The sequence below is a fragment of the Weissella thailandensis genome (assembly GCF_001932615.1).
Lineage (GTDB): Bacteria > Bacillota > Bacilli > Lactobacillales > Lactobacillaceae > Weissella > Weissella thailandensis.
Map to the genome: position 1 here is coordinate 366341 of NZ_CP014332.1, position 19118 is coordinate 385458.

The window sequence follows — 19118 nt, forward strand, 5'->3', positions numbered from 1 at the left end:
TTTTTTGATTGGGTAATTTCGCGAATCATCTGGAAAATAAAAATCAGGATTTCCAAATTTAGGGAATCCTGATTTTTTATGTAGTCATAAAATTTTAATTGAAGAAGTTAGCTAATGCTTTTTGATGGCAAATTTTTCATGTTTAACCTTAATAATCAATTTATATAGGTTTAACCAGTCCGGCACTTCTGGCACGTTATCCCAAATCACTTGTGGCCTATCAAAATTTGGATTATAAGTATTGGATATATAAATATCTGTTTTATCATCAATGTCTTCATATGCAACGATGTTGAGATTAGTAAGAGATTGACATTCTTTCAAAACATGCTGTGTTAAAAGACGGCTTTGCGTAAAATTGACAGAAAGATAAACAGTATCTTCAAAAATGTTTGCTGGTAAGGTTGTTGAAATGTAAATACCAAATAAATAACGACATTGTTTTTCATCAAGTACTCTATCATCCGCTTGTGAGGAATGACTGAGTAGAATATCAGTTAATTGTTGGGATAAGTAATCAATACCAGGATGTGATTCCTTATGCCACATGATTGTTTTGTCACTTATAGAGTCTTGCATTGGCACAATTGGTAATATTGCTGCTGCATTAACAGCTGCTAGGTTATGTGTAAATTCATTGAATTCTTTTATATTGGCTTGGTTACCTAATATCTCTCGAGCAGTTTTTAATTGTAATGAAGTAATCCCTTGTATTTCTTTAGCATTATTTAAATGATTGATATTTTTAATTGGAAGTGAGCCATGATATAAGACATAAATTAAAAGCATATTCGTACTCTGAATAGCAAATTCGCGCGAAGTATTTAGTTTATGCATAATTCGATGTGTGAATTTTTGGATGTTTTTAGAAGTTTCATAGTTCACTAGATAATATTTTGCAGGAACGTTTTTAACGCCACGCGTTAAAGATCGAATGTAGTTGACCATTAATAATTTGGCGCAACTACGATAAACATCTTCAGGTAGTTTAAAATCCCAAATGTCCTCAGAAAGGGCGATGAAAGGTGCTAAATCAGCGGCATTGTAATCTATTAGGTAATCAAAATAGTTGAAATACGTTAATGCATCAAAGATTAAGAAACGGATTTGCATTTCATCTAAACAATTAATATTAAGATCGTTAAATAATCGTTTTCTGATTCTAAAGTAAGTGGCACTACTAATATTAAGCTTTTGTTGAATCTGTTCTTCTGTGGTATTTCGTCCTAATATCCCGTTAAAAATAAAAATTTGAAATGGGATAGATTGATCAGCGATATATGATTTTAGATTGTTAAATGTAGCATAACTAATGGTACTAAAAGTAACGTGTGTTTTATCGATTTTTAGATTTATTTCCGAGAAATGGGAACTAATTTCTTGTGCTCTTGTTAAAGTGACGGTTAGTTTATATTTACTGATATCCAATTTTTGTTGTAGTTCAATTAGTAATAAGTCATTATTTTCTGACTGAAATAGTAGCTCGAAAAAAGACAAGGTAAGTGCATTTTCCCGGCCTAGAAATGGTTTGAATTTTTTTAACATAGTAGACTCCAATAATACATACACTAACATTAAGTACAGTTCTCATCGTAAGATTTTATAGTAAAAAAACCTATCATCTCTATCATAAACTAATAAATTGTTACATAATATCGAATTATTCTCTAAATTGTGCAAAAAATGAATAGTGCAATCTAACTATTTTCCAATATATAAAAAAACAGGTAGGGATAAATCGGTTTTTAATAATAACATGGACCCTAACAAATTGTTTTTGAATATTTTTAATATCTTTTAACAGATTTAAGGGGGGCGTAGTTAACAATGGAGACGAGAAAAATAGTTCGCTTTAAAATGTATAAAGCTGGTAAAAAATGGATGTTTGCTGGTATTACAACATTAAGTTTGGGACTGGGAATTGAAGGGGCATCTCAAAGTGTTCATGCGGATGAAACGACCATTGATCAGGCTAGTACGACATTTGAACCGTCTGAATCTTCAAGTGATTCGGTAGGTTTCAAAATAGTTACTAGTGGTGATATCAATACAAGTGACGCGGCTGCAGAAACAACCAATGATGCTACAGATGTAACAAATGTCACAACAAGTTCTGCAGCGGTTAGCCAAACTGATAGTGTGGCAAGTAGTGATGCAGATACTACCAGTATTGCGGATAGTAGCATGGGTTCACCGACAGCGACTAGCTCAGCAATGACTAGTGAAGATAAACCTGTAACGGATAGTACAGCCACGTCTGATACTGCTACAAGTGACGCGATTGAAAATGAAACGACGACGTCAAAGGACACTGCAGTTGATTCAGTAAATCAAATAGCACAGTCACAAGCAAGTCCGACTACTTCTGCAGCTACTTCAAACAATGATAGTAGTGCAGTACAAAGTAGTCAGGCAAGCCAAGCAATTTCATCAGCAGCAAACACAGATAACCGTACGTCAGTCATCAATGAAAAAAATTATGTGAAAGTAAGGGACGATACACAAGCAGAAAATGCCATTACTGTAAATACGGCTCAACAGTTATCAGATGCCATTTCTAAGGGAACTTATAATACTGTCTATATTGCTAATAATATTGATATGTCTGATTTAAGTGGTTGGAAAGGAATAACTATTTCCAACTCTAGAAGTATTATGATTACTTCTTTGGCAGGCAAACGTTACACTCTTGATATGGATTCATATTATTTTACAGATAAAGGTAATGGTATTATTACTATTCAAAATTTGAATATGTTTGGTCGTAGTTATTACGGCATGATCAGGAACGCAAAAGAATACCACTTTAATAATGTGATCTATACTGGTTCACAATTTGTTTATTCACCTAATGCAGATATTTATATGCATAATAATGTGACAGTGACAACGGTTGCCCAATATAGTAATGGTATTGCTGGACATGACCAATTAAAGATGACACAAGACTCGAGTGTTAATCGTGGAAATAACCAGCAAGTTATTCAGGGAGCATCTGTCATTTTCACTACGGGTAGTCACTTTATTGCAACAACTAGTAATGGTAATGTTTTGCAACTAACTAATGGTGGTAAAGGCGCTGTTTTGGAAGCTGGTGCTACTGTTGATTTGTATCCTCATACAAATGCTAATGGTACCGGTGAGGGTGTACAAAATGGGGCATCTTACGCTATTTTAACAGATGGTAATGTTACTCTTGGGAAAGGTGCGAAGTTAAATATTTATTTAAACGTTGACCCAAGTGATGCAGGTGCATCAGGGGCTATTGCTTTAGGAAGTGGGGCAACGGTGACAGCTGCAGCTAATGCAAAAATTAATATTGTTGCTAATGGCAAATTATTAGCTGAGCCAATTTACTTTAATGGTGCCAATGCAGCAATCATTATTGGTTCGGGTGCAAGCTTCAATTTCCAAGGTAATAATCTAGGCGATTCAACAAAAAGTATTTTTAGTATCACGAAAAACAATGCAAATTTTACTATTAAAAAAGATGCATCGTTTAATGTAGCTATTGATGGTACTGGTGCGATTGCTATTTTTAATATTTCAGGTGGTGGTCAGTTCACTGTTACTAATCCAAAAGAATTTTTGATTGATCAATCAAAAAACACTAATACGGGTAGTACGATTATTAATAATGCTAGTTTAACCTTTAACGATGTGCGTGTTAAAGATGGGGATGGCTATACAAATGCAATTAAAAAGTTAACCCTAACTTTTAGTAACGGTAAAGTAACGGTTGCTAGTGTTGAGGGTAAAACACAAGATACCGAAAATAGGGTAAAAGAGCTACTAAATAACCAATCGATTAATATTTTGCACCTAATATCTGCTGGAGAAGATGTTGCTATTGATAATGTTAGATTAAACGGTACTTCATTGACTGGAAGTCTGGCAAACGGCTTGACTGGTGCTTATATCAATGTCGGTATTAAGCATAAGGATGGAACAATCGATAATCTTGGAACGATTAATCAATTGACTAGCCCTTATTGGAAAGACGATAAATATTATGCAGCTATTACTAAGGAAAATGGGCAGTTTGTTATTGATTTGTCAGGCATATCATTGGGTGATGGGGATTCAATTACGCTTTACGCAGTTAAGGACTTTTTAGAAGATATTGAGGATTACAATGTTAGTGAGCTAAGACTAGCTAATAAGAAAATTCTTGGTAAAGAAGCTTTAGTTGCATATGGTGAACAAGCTAAAAATAAAATTGATACAACAATGCCGGGATTAACGACTGCTGAAAAAGAGCAGTATAAATCTGACATTGATAATGAAGTGACAAAAGAAAGTGTAGCAATTGATGCTGCTACGACTCAAAATGATGTTGACACGTTGACAGATCAATCAAAGTTAACGATTGATGGCTACACTTCAGCAGCTGGTAACCAAAGTGCCGCAAAAATCCAACAAGCTAAGCAAGCAATCATTGATGCCGTTAATCAAACTAAGACAAAAATCGACAACGATAAGACGTTGACAGTAACTGAGAAGCAGACGCAAAAAGCTAACGTCGACAAAGCCGCTAATACTGCAAACACAGCAATTGATGCAGCAACAGGTGCGAATGGTATCGATAGTGCTGTCGCAACGGGTAAAATTAATATTGCTAATATTCACCAACCTGGTACGAGTGTTACAGATCAAAAAAATACTGCTAAAGAAAATATTCAAGCCATTGTAGATCAAATCAAGCATGAAATCGATAATGATACGACGCTGACAACAACTGAAAAGAATAAACAAAAGGCCAATGTAGACAAAGTTGCGAGTGCTGCCAATACCGCTATCGATGTAGCAAAGGGCGCTGATAACATTAACCAAATGATCGTTGACGGCAAGACAGAGATTGCTAACCAACATCAGATGGGTACAGCAGTTGCAGATCAAAAAGATGCGGCCAAGGAAGCACTACAAGCTGTGGCAAATCAAACAAAGCTGGATATCGATAACGATAAGACGTTGACGACAGCAGAGAAGAGTGCGCAAAAATCTAACGTTGATAAAGCGGTGAGTGCTGCTAATAAGGCAATTGATACATCAACAGATGCAGACGGTATTAATCAAGCAGTTAGTGAGGGCAAGGCAGATATAGCTAACCAACACCAGATTGGTACGACAGTTGCAGACCAAAAAGATGTGGCCAAAGAAGCATTACAAGCTGTGGCAAATCAAACAAAGCTGGATATCGATAACGATAAGACGTTGACGATAGCCGAAAAGAGCGAACAAAAAGCTGACGTTGATAAAGCAGTAAGTGCTGCCAATGCCGCAATTGATGCAGCAACAAATGCGGATGGCATTAACCAATGTGTAGCTGACGGCAAGACGGCAATCACGAATGTGCATCAATCCGGTCACCCAACTGATGATCAGAAGGATGCAGCCAAAGAAACCATTCAAGCAGCTGCGACTAAAGTGAAGCAAGCAATCGACAACGATAAGACGTTGACGACAGCAGAGAAGAGCGCGCAAAAATCTAACGTTGATAAAGCGGTGAGTGCTGCCAATGCCGCCATTGATGCAGCAACAAATGCGGACGGAATCAATGAATCTGTATCTGATGGCAAGATAGCAATCGAGAATGCGCATCAAGTCGGCCAAGCAACTGATGACCAAAAGGACGTTGCCAAAGAAGCAATCCAAGCAACAGCGAAAAAAGTAAAGCAAGCAATCGATAACGATAAAACTTTAACGACAGCCGAAAAGAATGCGCAAAAATCTAACATTGATAAAGCGGTTGGTGTTGCTAATGAGGCAATTAATGCAGCAACAAATGCGGATGACATTACTCAAGCAGTCGCCGATGGCAAGACAGACATTACTAACCAACACCAGACTGGTACGGCAGTTGCAGATCAAAAAGATGCGGCCAAGGAAGCACTACAAGCTGTGGCAAATCAAACAAAGCTGGATATCGATAACGATAAGACGTTGACGACAGCAGAGAAGAGTGCGCAAAAATCTAACGTTGATAAAGCGGTGAGTGCTGCCAACGCCGCAATCGAAGTAGCAACAGATGCGGATGACATTAATCAAGCAGTAGCTGACGGTCAGACGGCAATCGCGAATGCGCATCAAGCTGGTCAAGCAACTGATGACCAAAAAGATGTAGCGAAAGAAGCGATTCAAGCAACTGCAAATGAAGTGAAGCAATCAATTGATAACGACAAGACGTTGACGACAGTCGAAAAGAGCGAACAAAAAGCTAACGTTGATAAAGCGGTGAGTGCTGCTAATGAGGCAATCGAAGTAGCAACAGATGCGGATGACATTAATCAAGCAGTCGCCGATGGCAAGACAGACATTATTAACCAACACCAGATCAGTACGGTAGTTGCAGATCAAAAAGATGTGGCCAAGGAAGCACTACAAGTTGCGGCAAATCAAACAAAGCTGGATATCGATAACGATAAGACGTTGACGACAGCCGAAAAGAGCGAACAAAAAGCTGACGTTGATAAAGCAGTAAGTGCTGCTAATGAGGCAATTGATGCAGCAACAAATGCGGATGACATTAATCAAGCAGTCGCCGATGGCAAGACAGACATTACTAACCAACACCAGACTGGTACGGCAGTTGCAGATCAAAAGGAAGCAGCTAAGATAACGATTCAAGCGACAGCAAATCAGATTAAGCAAGCAATCGACAACGATAAGACATTGACGACGTCAGAGAAGAATGAGCAAAAAGCTAATGTTGATAAGGCAGTGAGTGTGGCAAACGCAGCGATTGATAAAGCAACAAATGCGGACGACATCAATCAATCTGTGGCTGATGGCAAGATAGAAATCGAGAATGCGCATCAAGTCGGTCACCCAACTGATGGTCAAAAGGACATCGCTAAAGAAGAAATCCAAGTAGCTGCGAACAAAGCAAAGCAAGCAATTGATAGCGATAGAACTTTAACAACAGTCGAAAAGAATGCGCAAAAAGTTAATGTTGATAAAGCGGTGAGTGTGGCCAATGCCGCAATTGATGCAGCAACAGATGCAGACGATATTAATCAAGCAGTTAGTGAAGGTAAGGCAAATATAGTTAACCAACATCAGAGTAGTACAGCAGTTGCAGATCAAAAAGATGCGGCCAAGGAAGCACTACAAGCTGCGGCAAATCAAACAAAGCTGGATATCGATAACGATAAGACGTTGACGACAGCCGAAAAGAGCGAACAAAAAGCTAATGTTGATAAAGCAGTGAGTGCTGCTAATAAGGCAATTGATACATCAACAGATGCAGACGGTATTAATCAAGCAGTTAGTGAGGGCAAGGCAGATATAGCTAACCAACACCAGAGTAGTACAGCAGTTGCAGATCAAAAAGATGCGGCCAAGGAAGTACTGCAAGCTGTGGCAAATCAAACAAAGCTGGATATCGATAACGATAAGACGTTGACGACAGCCGAAAAGAGCGAACAAAAAGCTGACGTTGATAAAGCAGTAAGTGCTGCTAATGAGGCAATTGATGCAGCAACAGGCGCCGATGGTATTAACCAGGCGGTAAGTGTTGGTCAGACAGCAATCGTGAATGCGCATCAAGCCGGACATCCAACTGATGACCAAAAAGATGTAGCGAAAGAAGTAATTCAAGCTGCCGCGAACGAAGCGAAGCAAGCAATAGATAATGATAAGACGTTAACGACAGCCGAAAAGGACAAACAAAAAGCTAATGTTGATAAGGCAGTGAGTGTGGCAAACGCCGCAATTGATGCAGCAACAGGCGCTGACGGTATTAACCAGGCGGTAAGTGTTGGTCAGACGGCAATCGCGAATGCGCATCAAGTTGGTCACCCAACTGATGACCAAAAAGATGTAGCGAAAGAAACAATACAAGCCGCTGCAAAAGAAGTGAAGCAAGCAATAGATAATGATAAGACGTTAACGACAGCCGAAAAGGACAAACAAAAAGCTAATGTTGATAAGGCAGTGAGTGTGGCAAACGCAGCGATTGATAAAGCAACAGATGCCGATGAAATTAATCAAGCGGTAGCTAATGGCAAGACAGTAATCACGAATGCGCATCAAGCCGGTTTCTCAACTGATGATCAAAAAGATGCAGCGAAAGAAGCGATTCAAGCAACTGCGAACCAAATAAAGCAAGCAATCGACAACGATAAAACGTTGACGAGAGCAGAAAAGAACGCACAAAAAGCTAATGTTGATAAAGCGGTGAGTGCTGCTAATGCAGCGATTGATGCAGCAACAAATGCGGACGACATCAATCAAGCGGTAGCTGATGGTGAGATATCCATTGCAAACGCACATCAAGCCGGCCGCTCAACAGATGACCAAAAGGATTCAGCTAAGGCAGAACTTCAAGCGGTAGCAAATCAAACAAAGTTGGATATTGAAAACGATGTTACATTGACGACGGCAGAAAAAAATCAGCAAAAGGCTAATGTTGATAAAGCGGTGAGTGTTGCTAATGCGGCAATCGATGTAGCAACAAATGCCGATGAGATTAAGCAAGCAGTTAGTGATGGCAAGCCAAATATAGCTAACCAACACCAGATGGGTACGACAGTTGCAGATCAAAAAGATGCAGCAAAGGGAACCATTCAAGCGACAGCAAGTCAGATTAAGCAAGCAATTGACAATGATAAGACATTGACCACAGCTGAAAAGGACGCGCAAAAAGCTAATGTTGATAAAGCGGTGATTGCTGTTAATGCAGTAATCGATGTAGCAACAAATGCGGACGACATCAATCAATCTGTAGCTGACGGTCAGACAGCAATTGCGAATGCACATCAAGTCGGTCAACCAACTGATGATCAGAAGGATGTAGCCAACGCAGCAATCCAAGCAGTTGCGAACGAAGTGAAGCAAGCAATTGATAATGATAAAACTTTAACAACAGCAGAGAAGAACGCGCAAAAAGTTGATGTTGATAAAGCTGTGAGTGCTGCCAATGCAGCAATCAATAAAGCAACAGATGCAGACGGTATTAATCAAGCAGTTAATGAAGGTAAGGCAAATATAGCTAACCAACACCAGAGTAGTACAGCAGTTGCAGACCAAAAAAATGCGGCCAAGGAAGCCATACAAGCCGCTGCAAACGAAGTGAAGCAAGCAATCGACAACGATAAAACATTGACGGCGGCAGAGAAGGACGCACAAAAATCTAAGGCTGATAAAGCGGTGAGTGTTGCCAATGCAGCGATTGATGCAGCAACAAATGCGGACTATATCAATCAAGCAGTAGCTGACGGTCAGACAGCAATCACTAATGCGCATCAAGTCGGTCACCCAACTGATAAACAAAAAGATGCAGCCAAGGGAGCACTCCAAGCGGCAGCAAATCAAACAAAGTTGGATATCGACAACGATGCCACGTTGACAACGACAGAAAAAGAACAGCAGAAGCAAAAGGTAGATGAAGCGGAAAATGCTGCAAATGCAGCGATTGATGCAGCAACAAATGCGGACGATATCAATCAAGCAGTATCTGATGGTAAGACGGCAATCGCGAACGCGCATCAAGCCGGTCAAGCAACTGATGACCAAAAAGATGTAGCGAAAGAAGCAATTCAAACAGCTGCGAACGAAGTAAAGCAAGCCATCGATAAAGATAAAACTTTAACAACAGCAGAGAAGAACGCGCAAAAAGCTAACGTTGATAAAGCGGTTAGTGCTGCTAATGCTGCAATTGATAAAGTAGCAGACGCTGATAGCATTAACCAAGCGGTAGCTGGGGGTAAGATATCCATTGCAAACGCACATCAAGTAGGTCAAGCAACTAATGATCAAAAGAATGCCGCTAATGCAACGATTCAAGCGGAAGCAAATAAGATTAAGCAAGAGATTGATAACGATGTAACATTGACGACAGTCGAAAAAGATCAGCAAAAGGCTGATGTTGATAGGGCCGTAAGTGCCGCCAATAAGGTAATTGATGCGGCAACAGATGCAGATGAAATTAATCAGGCTGTGAGTGATGGTCAAACAGCAATTGTCCATCAACACCAGAGTGGTACAGCAGTTGCAGAACAAAAGAATGCCGCTAATGCAGCAATTCAAGCGGAAGCAAATAAGATTAAGCAAGCAATCGACAATGATAAAACCCTGACGACAGCAGAAAAGAACGCGCAAAAAGTTAACGTTGATAAAGCCGTGAATGCTGCTAATAAGGCAATCGGTGCAGCAACGAATGCTGATGGGATCAAGCAAGCGGTAGCCAATAGTCAGATCGAGGTTGCTAACCAACATCAGGTTGGTACGACAGTCGCAGAACAAAAGGCTGCGGCAAAAGAAGCAATCCAAGCAGCTGCGAACGAAGCAAAGCAAGCAATCGATAACGATAAAACTTTAACAACAGCAGAAAAGAATGCGCAAAAAGCTGATGTTGATAAAGCGGTTAGTGCTGCTAATGAGGCGATTGATAAAGGAACGGATGCCGATGAGATTAATCAAGCAGTTAGTGATGGTAAGACGGCAATTATGAACGCGCATCAAACCGGTCATCCAACTGATGACCAAAAAGATGTAGCGAAAGAAGCGATTCAAGCTGCCGCGACTGAAGTGAAACAAGCAATCGACAACGATAAAACGTTGACGACAGCAGAAAAGAACTCACAAAAAGCTAACGTTGATAAAGCGGTTAGTGCTGCCAACGCCGCAATCGATAAAGCAACAAATGCGGACGATATCAGGCAATCTGTAGATGATGGTAAGACGGCAATCACAAATGCGTATCAAGCCGGCCACCCAACTGATAATCAAAAAGATGCAGCCAAGGGAGCACTCCAAGCGGCAGCAAATAAAACAAAGTTGGATATCGACAACGATGTCACATTGACCACGGTAGAAAAAGAACAGCAGAAGAAAAAGGTAGATAAAGCGATTAGTGCTGCCAACGAAGCGATTGATGAAGCGACAAATGCGGACGATATTAATCAATCTGTAGATGATGGTAAGATGGCAATCACGAATGCGCATCAAGTCGGTCAAGCAACTGACGACCAAAAGGACGTTGCCAAGGAAGCAATTCAAGCAGCTGCGAACGAAGTGAAGCAAGCAATCGACAACGATAAGACGTTGACGACAGCAGAGAAGAATGAGCAAAAAGCTAACGTTGATAAAGCCGTGAGTGTCGCCAATGCAGCCATCGATGAAGCAACGGATGCGGATGAAATTAACCAAGCGACAGTCGATGGCCAGACAGAAATTTCTAATCAACATCAGAGTGGTACAGCAGTTGCAGAGCAAAAGGATGCAGCTAAAACAACGATTCAAGCGGTAGCTAATCAAGTGAAACAAGTAATCGACAATGATAAGACGTTGACGACAGATGAAAAGAATGAACAAAAGCAAAATGTTGATAAGGCCGTGAGCGCCGCCAATACGGCAATTGATAAAGCGACAGATGCCGATGGTATTAACCAAGCGTTAGCCAACGGTCAGACAGTAATCGCAAAAGCACATCAATCAGGCCGAGCGGTTGATCGTCAAAAGAATGATGCTAAGGCAGCCATTAAAGTGATAGCAAGTCAGATTAAACAAGTAATTGATAATGATAAGACATTGACCACAGCAGAGAAGAACGCGCAAATGGCTAACGTTGATAAAGTGGTGAGAGCTGTTAATGCAGCAATTGATGCAGCAACAGATGCTAATGGAATTAATAAAGCGGTTAGTGATGGAAATCTAGCGATTGCAAATGCCCATCAATCAGGTAAATCAACTGATGACCAGAAGGATGCAGCCAAGGCAGAAATCCAAGCAGCTGCGAATGAAGTAAAGCAAGCAATCGATAACGATAAGACATTGACGGCAGCCCAGAAGAGCGAGCAAAAGGCTAATGTTGATAAGGCCGTGAGTGCTGTCAACATAGTTATTGATGCTTCGGATAGCGCGGACTATATTAATGCTACAGTGGCGACTGGCGAGGAAGATATTGCTAACCAGCACAAGCATGGGGTTACTCTAGGTGATCAAATGAATGCTGCCAAGGAAGCAATTCAAGCGGCTGCAAATCGAACAAAGTTGGCTATTGATAACGATGTGACATTGACGACAGCCGAAAAGAACAAACAAAAAGCTAATGTTGATAAAATAGCCAACGATGCTAATGCGACAATTGATGTAGCAGATAATGCGGATGATATTAATCAAGCGGTAGTCGTTGGCAATGTGTCAATTGCTAAGCAACATCAAGTGGGGATGAGTATTAATAAGCAAAAGGCACTTGCTAAAGATAAAATTCAAGCAACGGCCAATGAGACTAAACTGGCTATTGATAACGACCCAACATTAACTGCCGAGCAAAAGCAAGCTCAAAAGGCAGCAGTTGATCAGGAAGTACTTTTAGCAAATCAAAGAATAGATCGTGCACAAACTGCTGATGATATTCAACAAGTAACGATTGCTGGTGTCAATGCGGTTAAGGCACAGCATAAAGCTGGCCAAAACGTTGATAACCAAAAAGATCAAGCTAAGGTGGATATCATTGCTGAAGGTAATAAAATTAAGCATGATATTGACAAAGATGCATCACTTACTGCATCTGAAAGAGCAAAACAGAAGCATGCTGTTGATGTTGCTGTACAGCACGCTTTGCAGGCGATTGATGAAGCTAAAACTGCTGACGAGGTTAATAAAATATTGAGTGAAGGAAAGGAGAAAATTGATAAACAACACGTACCCGGTACGAATTATGGCCATGTGACGGAGTCAAATCCATATCAACATGCAGATACTAGCGCCAAAACAGTTATTCATGTGACTGAGGATGAAAAGCAACCATCATCGAGTGCTACTGACCACAATAAGAAGGCTCATAAATCAGATAATGTAAAATTACCGAATACTGGTGTTCAGACAACTGACGAAAAGCATGGAACAACAGCAATGCTAGTTGTACTATTAGCTAGTTTATTGGGTACAATAGGCGTAAAAGGTAAGAGACGTGACAATAAAAATTAATGGGTGGCAAGGTACACACAAGCAAAATTAAGTCTTGTCACATAGTAAAAGCAGTCTGATGATAAAATCGGACTGCTTTTTTACGGTGGAAATAGTGATTAATAATATGTCAAGATTTTAGTCAATAAATGACGGCATATAGTTGTCCCATAATGGAACGATAAAGCACTAGCTAATAGCGATGTAAACGGTTACACTATGATGGTGATAGATTTTATTATGTTTATTTTATAGGGAGATTTTATTATGCCATTGTTTTGGGGATCGGTAGGCATTGTTTTATTGATTTTGCTAATTGTGAAATTTAAATTAAATACATATGTCTCATTATTAGTAACCGCTGTCTTTTTAGCTTTAGTACTAGGGATTCCAGTTGATAAAATTGGACCAGCTATCGAAAACGGTATTGGCGGCCAGCTTGGTCACTTAGCCATTGTTTTCGGCCTAGGATCAATGATTGGAAAACTTGTTTCTGATACTGGTGGTGGTTATCGAATTGCACACACACTAATTCAAAAGTTTGGTCGTAAGCAAATTCAAATTGCGATTATTCTAGCTTCATTTATTGTTGGTATTGCGTTGTTCTTCGAAGTTGGGTTAGTTGTCTTACTACCAATTTTGTTTGTGATTGCTAAAGAGTTGAACGTGCCATTGCTTTACTTAGGAATTCCAATGGCTGCGACTTTGAATACTGCACACGCATTCTTGCCACCACATCCAGCACCAACTGCTGTTGCAGGCGTGTTTGATGCAAGTATTGGTCAAGTCTTGTTGCTTGGTATTATTGCGGCGATTCCAACGATTATCATTGCGGGACCAATTTTTAATATGGTACTGAAGAAGGTTTATCCAAGTGCCTATCATAAGGACACACCAAATGTTTTTGGTGAATTTAAAACATTTGCAATCGAAGAAACGCCTGGTTTTGGTATCAGTATTTTAACGTCAATGATGCCAGTTATCTTAATTGGGATTGCAACGATATTAGATCCATTCTTAGATAAAAAATCAGTTATTGGTCAAATAGTTGGCTTTATTGGTAGTCCCGATATGGCAATGCTACTGTCACTGCTCTTTGCATTATTTACCATGGGTATTTTACGTGGTGTTAAAATGTCAGAAATTGGTAACACGTTAACGGAATCAATTAAGCAAATTGCCATGATGCTATTAATTATTGGTGGTGGTGGTGCCCTTAAGGAAGTATTGATTGAGGGTGGTATTTCAGATTATGTTTCGGCATTATTTGCTAATACAGCAATGTCACCAATCATCGCTGCTTGGTTGATTACCGCTGTACTACGTGTCAGTTTGGGATCTTCAACGGTTTCAGGAATTACAGCTGCAGGATTAATTGCACCATTGGTTGCTAGTTCTTCAGTTAATCCGGCTTTGATTGTTTTGGCAATTGGTGCCGGTTCAGTATTCGCTGATCATGTTAATGATGCTGGTTTCTGGATGATCAAAGAATATTTTGGCTTGTCATTAAAGGAAACGTTGTTATCTTGGACAACGCTGACTAGTGTCCTGGCACTTGCCGGATTAGGTTCAGTGCTATTACTATCATTGTTTGTATAATGATTTAAGCAATAGAAAATTAACCGATTATTTAAATCGTTCAGTAGCTAAATTCATTGTGAATTTGGCTGCTTTTTTATATATAAAAGGTACATATTAGCATCCTGTCATAAGTAAATAACATTTTAAAAAATTAACCCTTGCATAATATCTAAATGCGACTATCATATATGTCGGACATACTTTTAGCTTTAGGAGGCAATAAACAGGAAAATGGACAGCGGAACCGATAAATCTAGTGATAGACGGCGCTTTATTGATTTAAGTAGTAGGGTTACTATTGTAAGGTTGATTAGTATATTAGCAACTATTATGTGTGTGCTCATGTATTTATCGTATATAACCGAAATTCAAAGTAACCTTGCTGGTAATCCAGTACCACTTGTTCAGCCACTAACTATGATGTTAGATGCCATGTTGTGGGCTGGATATGGATGGTTAAAAAAATACCGAGATTGGCCATTAGTGATATCAAATGTGCCAGGTATATTCTTGGGAATTCTAACTATCATTACAATCTACGTTCATTAAATTTGAATATAATTAATAGAGACAAAAGACTACTGACGATGTTCGGTAGTCTTTTTTACTAGTTAAAATATGCATTATAAAGTGAATATACGTTTAATTTATGAATAAAACGCAAAAAGCATTGCATTTAATGTATATTTATTCTATTATTTAGAAAACGTTCAAAGAGAGGGAATTGTTATGAGTAATGAGAAAGTTGTTTTAGCTTATTCTGGTGGTTTAGATACGTCAGTCGAGATTGCCTGGTTAAAAAATGCCGGCTATGATGTGATTGCATGTTGTATCGATGTTGGTGAGGAAAAAGACTTAGATAAGATTCAAGCCAAGGGGAAGCAAGTTGGTGCCATTGAATCAGTTGTTATTGATGCACAACAAGAATTTGCGGAGGAGTATGCATTAGTTGCCTTACAAGCTCATGCTTATTACGAAGGGGAGTATCCATTAATTTCAGCATTGTCACGACCTTTGATTGCCAAGAAATTAGTTGAAGTTGCTAAGCAATATGGGGCAACTGCGATTGCCCATGGTTGCACGGGTAAGGGAAATGACCAAGTCCGTTTTGAAACAGAGATCCATGCCTTAGCACCTGAGATGAAAATTGAAGATCCTATTCGTGATCAACACATGTCACGTGAAATGGAAATCGCTTATGCTAAAGAAAATGGTATTCCTGTTCCAATTACAACCGAAAGCCCATATTCAATTGATGAAAATCTTTGGGGACGTGCAAATGAATGTGGTGTTTTGGAGGATCCATGGGCCACAGCACCTGAAGATGCGTATGAGCGTACAACTGCTTTGGAAAATACGCCAGATGAACCGGACTATGTTGAGATTGCCTTTGAACAAGGTGTGCCAGTTGCTATTAATGGGCAAGAATATGCCCTAGCCGATTTGATTAAGGAATTAAACCAAGTGGCAGGTAAGCATGGAATTGGCCGCATTGATCATGTTGAAAATCGTTTGATTGGTATTAAGTCACGTGAAGTTTATGAAGCACCCGGTGCAGAAGTGTTACTAAAAGCCCATAAAGATTTGGAAGATTTGACTACGACTAAGGATCTTGCCCATTTCAAACCAATTATTGAAAAAGAGATTGCGGATACAATTTATAATGCTTTGTGGTACACACCTTTGTTTGATTCATTGAAAGCATTTATTGATGAAAGCCAAAAAGAAGTGAATGGTGTGGTTCGCGTTAAGTTGTTTAAGGGTAATGTGATTTGTGAAGGTCGTCAATCAAAGAATTCACTATATAGTCTAGATTTGGCAACATACACATCAGCTGATGCCTTTGATCAGGAATCAGCTGCCGGATTCATCAAGCTATATAGCTTACCTTCAGTCGTGCATGCGCAAGTACAACAAAAATTAGCAGATGCAGAAAAAGTTGTTTTAAAGTAGAAAGTAGGCAAAATAATGGCAACAAATCAAATGTGGGGTGGCCGTTTTGAAAAAGGAAATAGTGCTGATGTTGTAGCTTTTAATGCGTCAATTTCCTTTGACCAACGTTTAGCAAAACATGATTTGGAAGGTTCAATTGCCCATGCAAAAATGTTGACGCATACCAAGATACTTTCAGAAACAGAAGGTGCGCAAATTGTTGGCGGATTAGAAAAGTTATTGAAAAAATTAACTACGGGAGAGTTAACTTTTTCTGATACGTTCGAAGATATCCATATGAATATCGAGCATCTGTTACAACAAGAGATTGGGGATGTTGCTGGTAAGCTACATACAGCGCGTAGCCGTAATGATCAAACAGCCACTGATATGCATTTGTTTATGAAAGATGAAACGGTACAAATCATTGCATTACTAGACGAATTGTTAAACGTTGTGGTGACAAAGGCTGACGCTAACGTCAACACATTGATGGCAGGTTATACGCATTTGCAACATGCCCAGCCTATTTCATACGCTCACTATTTAATGGCGTATTATGAAATGTTTACGCGTGATAAACAAAGATTTGAAACAGCTTACCACAGTACAAATCAATCACCGTTGGGGGCTGCCGCTTTAGCAGGAACGACCTTCCCAATTGATCGGGAGGATAGTGCACAAGAATTGGGTTTTGCTGGCAACTACCAAAATTCAATCGATGCTGTGTCTGACAGAGATTACCTGTTAGATTTCCTACATGCTGCAGCGACTTTGATGATGCATTTAAGTCGATTCTGTGAAGAGATTATTCAATGGAATTCTTATGAGTTCGGGTATATTGAAATTAGTGATGAATTTGCTACTGGTAGTTCAATCATGCCGCAAAAGAAAAATCCAGATGTTGCTGAGTTGATTCGTGGAAAAACTGGTCGGGTCTATGGTTCATTGTTCTCATTGTTGACGACCCTAAAAGGTTTGCCATTAGCCTATGACAAAGATTTACAAGAAGACAAGGAAGGTGTTTTTGACACGATTGATACGGTGAAAGCTTGTGTCTCATTGTTTACGGAAATGTTGGCTACTATTCAAGTGAAATCAGATAAGTTAGCAGCTTCATTGCAGGATGATTTTTCGAATGCGACCGAGTTGGCAGATTATCTAGCTGACAAAGGGTTACCGTTTAGACAAGCGCATCAGGTAGTCGGCAAGTTAGTTCATTATGGGATTGCCAATAACTTACCCTTACAAAAAATGCCCTTAACCCAGTTACAAGAATTTGAGCCTTTGATAGCAGATGATGTTTATGATGTACTTGACCCAGAAAATGCGGTCGCCCGGCGAATTTCTTTGGGATCGACTGGCTTCGAGCAAGTGAAATATCAGATTAAAAAAGCGCAAAAAAAGTTAGCTAGTGAATGATATTGATAAAAACACATGAGTTAGATAATGCTGTCCAGCGAGACAGATCTAACTCATGTGTTTTTTATTTCTATTATTATTTTTTTGATTGGCGATGGCGATTATCATGTGCCAGGCTTAAGTAAATTAGAATTAATATAATAGCAGCACCGCTAATTGTATAAAGGTTATTAACTATCTTATGATCAGCAACTGCCCATGCTAAGTAAATGAGGGTAATTTGTAAAAACCATGAGATAAGTGATTGGCCAGCGAAAATTTTATTGAACAGTTTCATTAGTGGGTACTCCTTTTAGTATGTGTATTAGTATCAGGCAAATCACCATTTTCTGGAATGTAGTCCAGGATATCCTCAATACGTTTAGGAATTGGGATTTGTGGATCAATGTGCGGATTATTTTGATGAACTAACCGATAAGATTTTCGGTAATCCGTAGGTGATAGGCTAGTCGTCGCTTTAAATTTATGCGCAAATACTTTCGGGTCGGTAAAATAAGCAGCCGTTGCAATTTGCTTAATCGACATTTCTGTGCGGATTAATAATAATGAAGCGACTTCAATTTTTAAATGATTCAGATATTGTAACGTTGTCATCCCCGTGTATTTTTTAAATAAGCGGGTTAGGTAATCTGGATTTAAATGGACATGGGTAGATATCTCTGCAACAGATAATGTTGCAGAGATATTAACGCGTATCCATTCCTTAATATAATTAATTTTTGAACGTTCATCGGTTTGATTTTGTGATAAGAATTCTTTAAATAAATAAATCAACAACGTGGAAGTTAGGTAATCACGTTCATCAATGTAGGGTAACTTATTATTTATTGATAACATTTGATGGACAAGAATTAAAATTTGTTGATCATTTTTTAATGTGAAATGTTGTGGTAAAACAATTTTTTGATGTTTATTAGTTGCTGATTGCATGTGTTCAATTAATTCTGTGGTTGTGCTGGTGAATATTCTTTCTTTATATTGTGAAAAGAAATGGAGCCAATAAAAATCAACCGGAGCATCACTCTTACGAAAACCACCAAATTGGGTAAATGGTGGAATGACCAGTACATCGTGGGACTTAAGTGTTACCAATTGTTGTTCAATTTCTAAGTAAATAGGGCCTTTAATGCAAATAATTATTTCATAATCACCTCGATGGAACATTTGCTTATGTTGCCAATTCTGGTGGCTAATGAATTCACCACCTTTATAAAATAGCATGGTTTTGTCTAGTGTAAACGTTGAGAAAATCATAAAATCTCACCTCGATT

At 39.2% G+C, this 19118-nt stretch carries 7 protein-coding genes; 5 read left to right on the forward strand and 2 right to left on the reverse strand.

Annotated features, from left to right (window positions below; genetic code table 11):
- Window positions 1–111: 111 nt before the first annotated feature.
- The gene (locus tag FOL01_RS01845; RefSeq protein WP_075269046.1) at window positions 112–1545 is read right to left on the reverse strand and encodes a helix-turn-helix domain-containing protein; all 1434 of its coding nucleotides are present in this window, start codon (window positions 1543–1545) and stop codon (window positions 112–114) included.
- A gap of 282 nt (window positions 1546–1827) precedes the next feature.
- On the opposite strand from FOL01_RS01845, the gene FOL01_RS10965 reads away from it, so the two are divergent.
- The 5 genes from FOL01_RS10965 to argH all read left to right on the forward strand — a co-directional run bounded on the left by FOL01_RS10965 (window position 1828) and on the right by argH (window position 17847).
- Complete coding sequence (locus FOL01_RS10965; protein WP_075269048.1) at window positions 1828–12933, forward strand: DUF1542 domain-containing protein; 11106 nt, start codon at window positions 1828–1830, stop codon at window positions 12931–12933.
- A 246-nt stretch (window positions 12934–13179) separates the two neighbouring features.
- The gene (locus tag FOL01_RS01855) at window positions 13180–14511 is read left to right on the forward strand and encodes a gluconate:H+ symporter (protein ID WP_075269049.1); all 1332 of its coding nucleotides are present in this window, start codon (window positions 13180–13182) and stop codon (window positions 14509–14511) included.
- A 213-nt stretch (window positions 14512–14724) separates the two neighbouring features.
- Window positions 14725–15042, forward strand: coding sequence for a SemiSWEET family transporter (locus tag FOL01_RS01860; protein ID WP_075269050.1), 318 nt, complete (start codon window positions 14725–14727; stop codon window positions 15040–15042).
- Between the two features lie 180 nt (window positions 15043–15222).
- Window positions 15223–16446: an argininosuccinate synthase gene (locus tag FOL01_RS01865; RefSeq protein ID WP_075269051.1), complete on the forward strand. Its 1224-nt coding sequence runs from the start codon at window positions 15223–15225 to the stop codon at window positions 16444–16446.
- A gap of 15 nt (window positions 16447–16461) precedes the next feature.
- On the forward strand, window positions 16462–17847 hold the full coding sequence (gene argH, locus FOL01_RS01870; protein WP_075269052.1) for an argininosuccinate lyase: 1386 nt from the start codon (window positions 16462–16464) through the stop codon (window positions 17845–17847).
- Window positions 17848–18123: 276 nt separating this feature from the next.
- On the opposite strand, the gene FOL01_RS01880 is transcribed toward argH, so the two are convergent.
- Window positions 18124–19068, reverse strand: a complete 945-nt coding sequence (locus FOL01_RS01880; RefSeq protein WP_237342642.1) for an AraC family transcriptional regulator — start codon at window positions 19066–19068, stop codon at window positions 18124–18126.
- Between the last annotated feature and the right edge of the window lie 50 nt (window positions 19069–19118).

What these genes read in the sequence shown, in the direction of transcription:
- FOL01_RS01865 (WP_075269051.1), top strand. Translation starts at nt 15,223, where the DNA reads ATGAGTAATGAGAAAGTTGTTTTAGCTTATTCTGGTGGTTTAGATACG.
- FOL01_RS01855 (WP_075269049.1), top strand. Translation starts at nt 13,180, where the DNA reads ATGCCATTGTTTTGGGGATCGGTAGGCATTGTTTTATTGATTTTGCTA.
- FOL01_RS10965 (WP_075269048.1), top strand. Translation starts at nt 1,828, where the DNA reads ATGGAGACGAGAAAAATAGTTCGCTTTAAAATGTATAAAGCTGGTAAA.
- FOL01_RS01845 (WP_075269046.1), bottom strand. Translation starts at nt 1,545, where the DNA reads ATGTTAAAAAAATTCAAACCATTTCTAGGCCGGGAAAATGCACTTACC.
- FOL01_RS01880 (WP_237342642.1), bottom strand. Translation starts at nt 19,068, where the DNA reads ATGCTATTTTATAAAGGTGGTGAATTCATTAGCCACCAGAATTGGCAA.
- FOL01_RS01860 (WP_075269050.1), top strand. Translation starts at nt 14,725, where the DNA reads ATGGACAGCGGAACCGATAAATCTAGTGATAGACGGCGCTTTATTGAT.
- argH (WP_075269052.1), top strand. Translation starts at nt 16,462, where the DNA reads ATGGCAACAAATCAAATGTGGGGTGGCCGTTTTGAAAAAGGAAATAGT.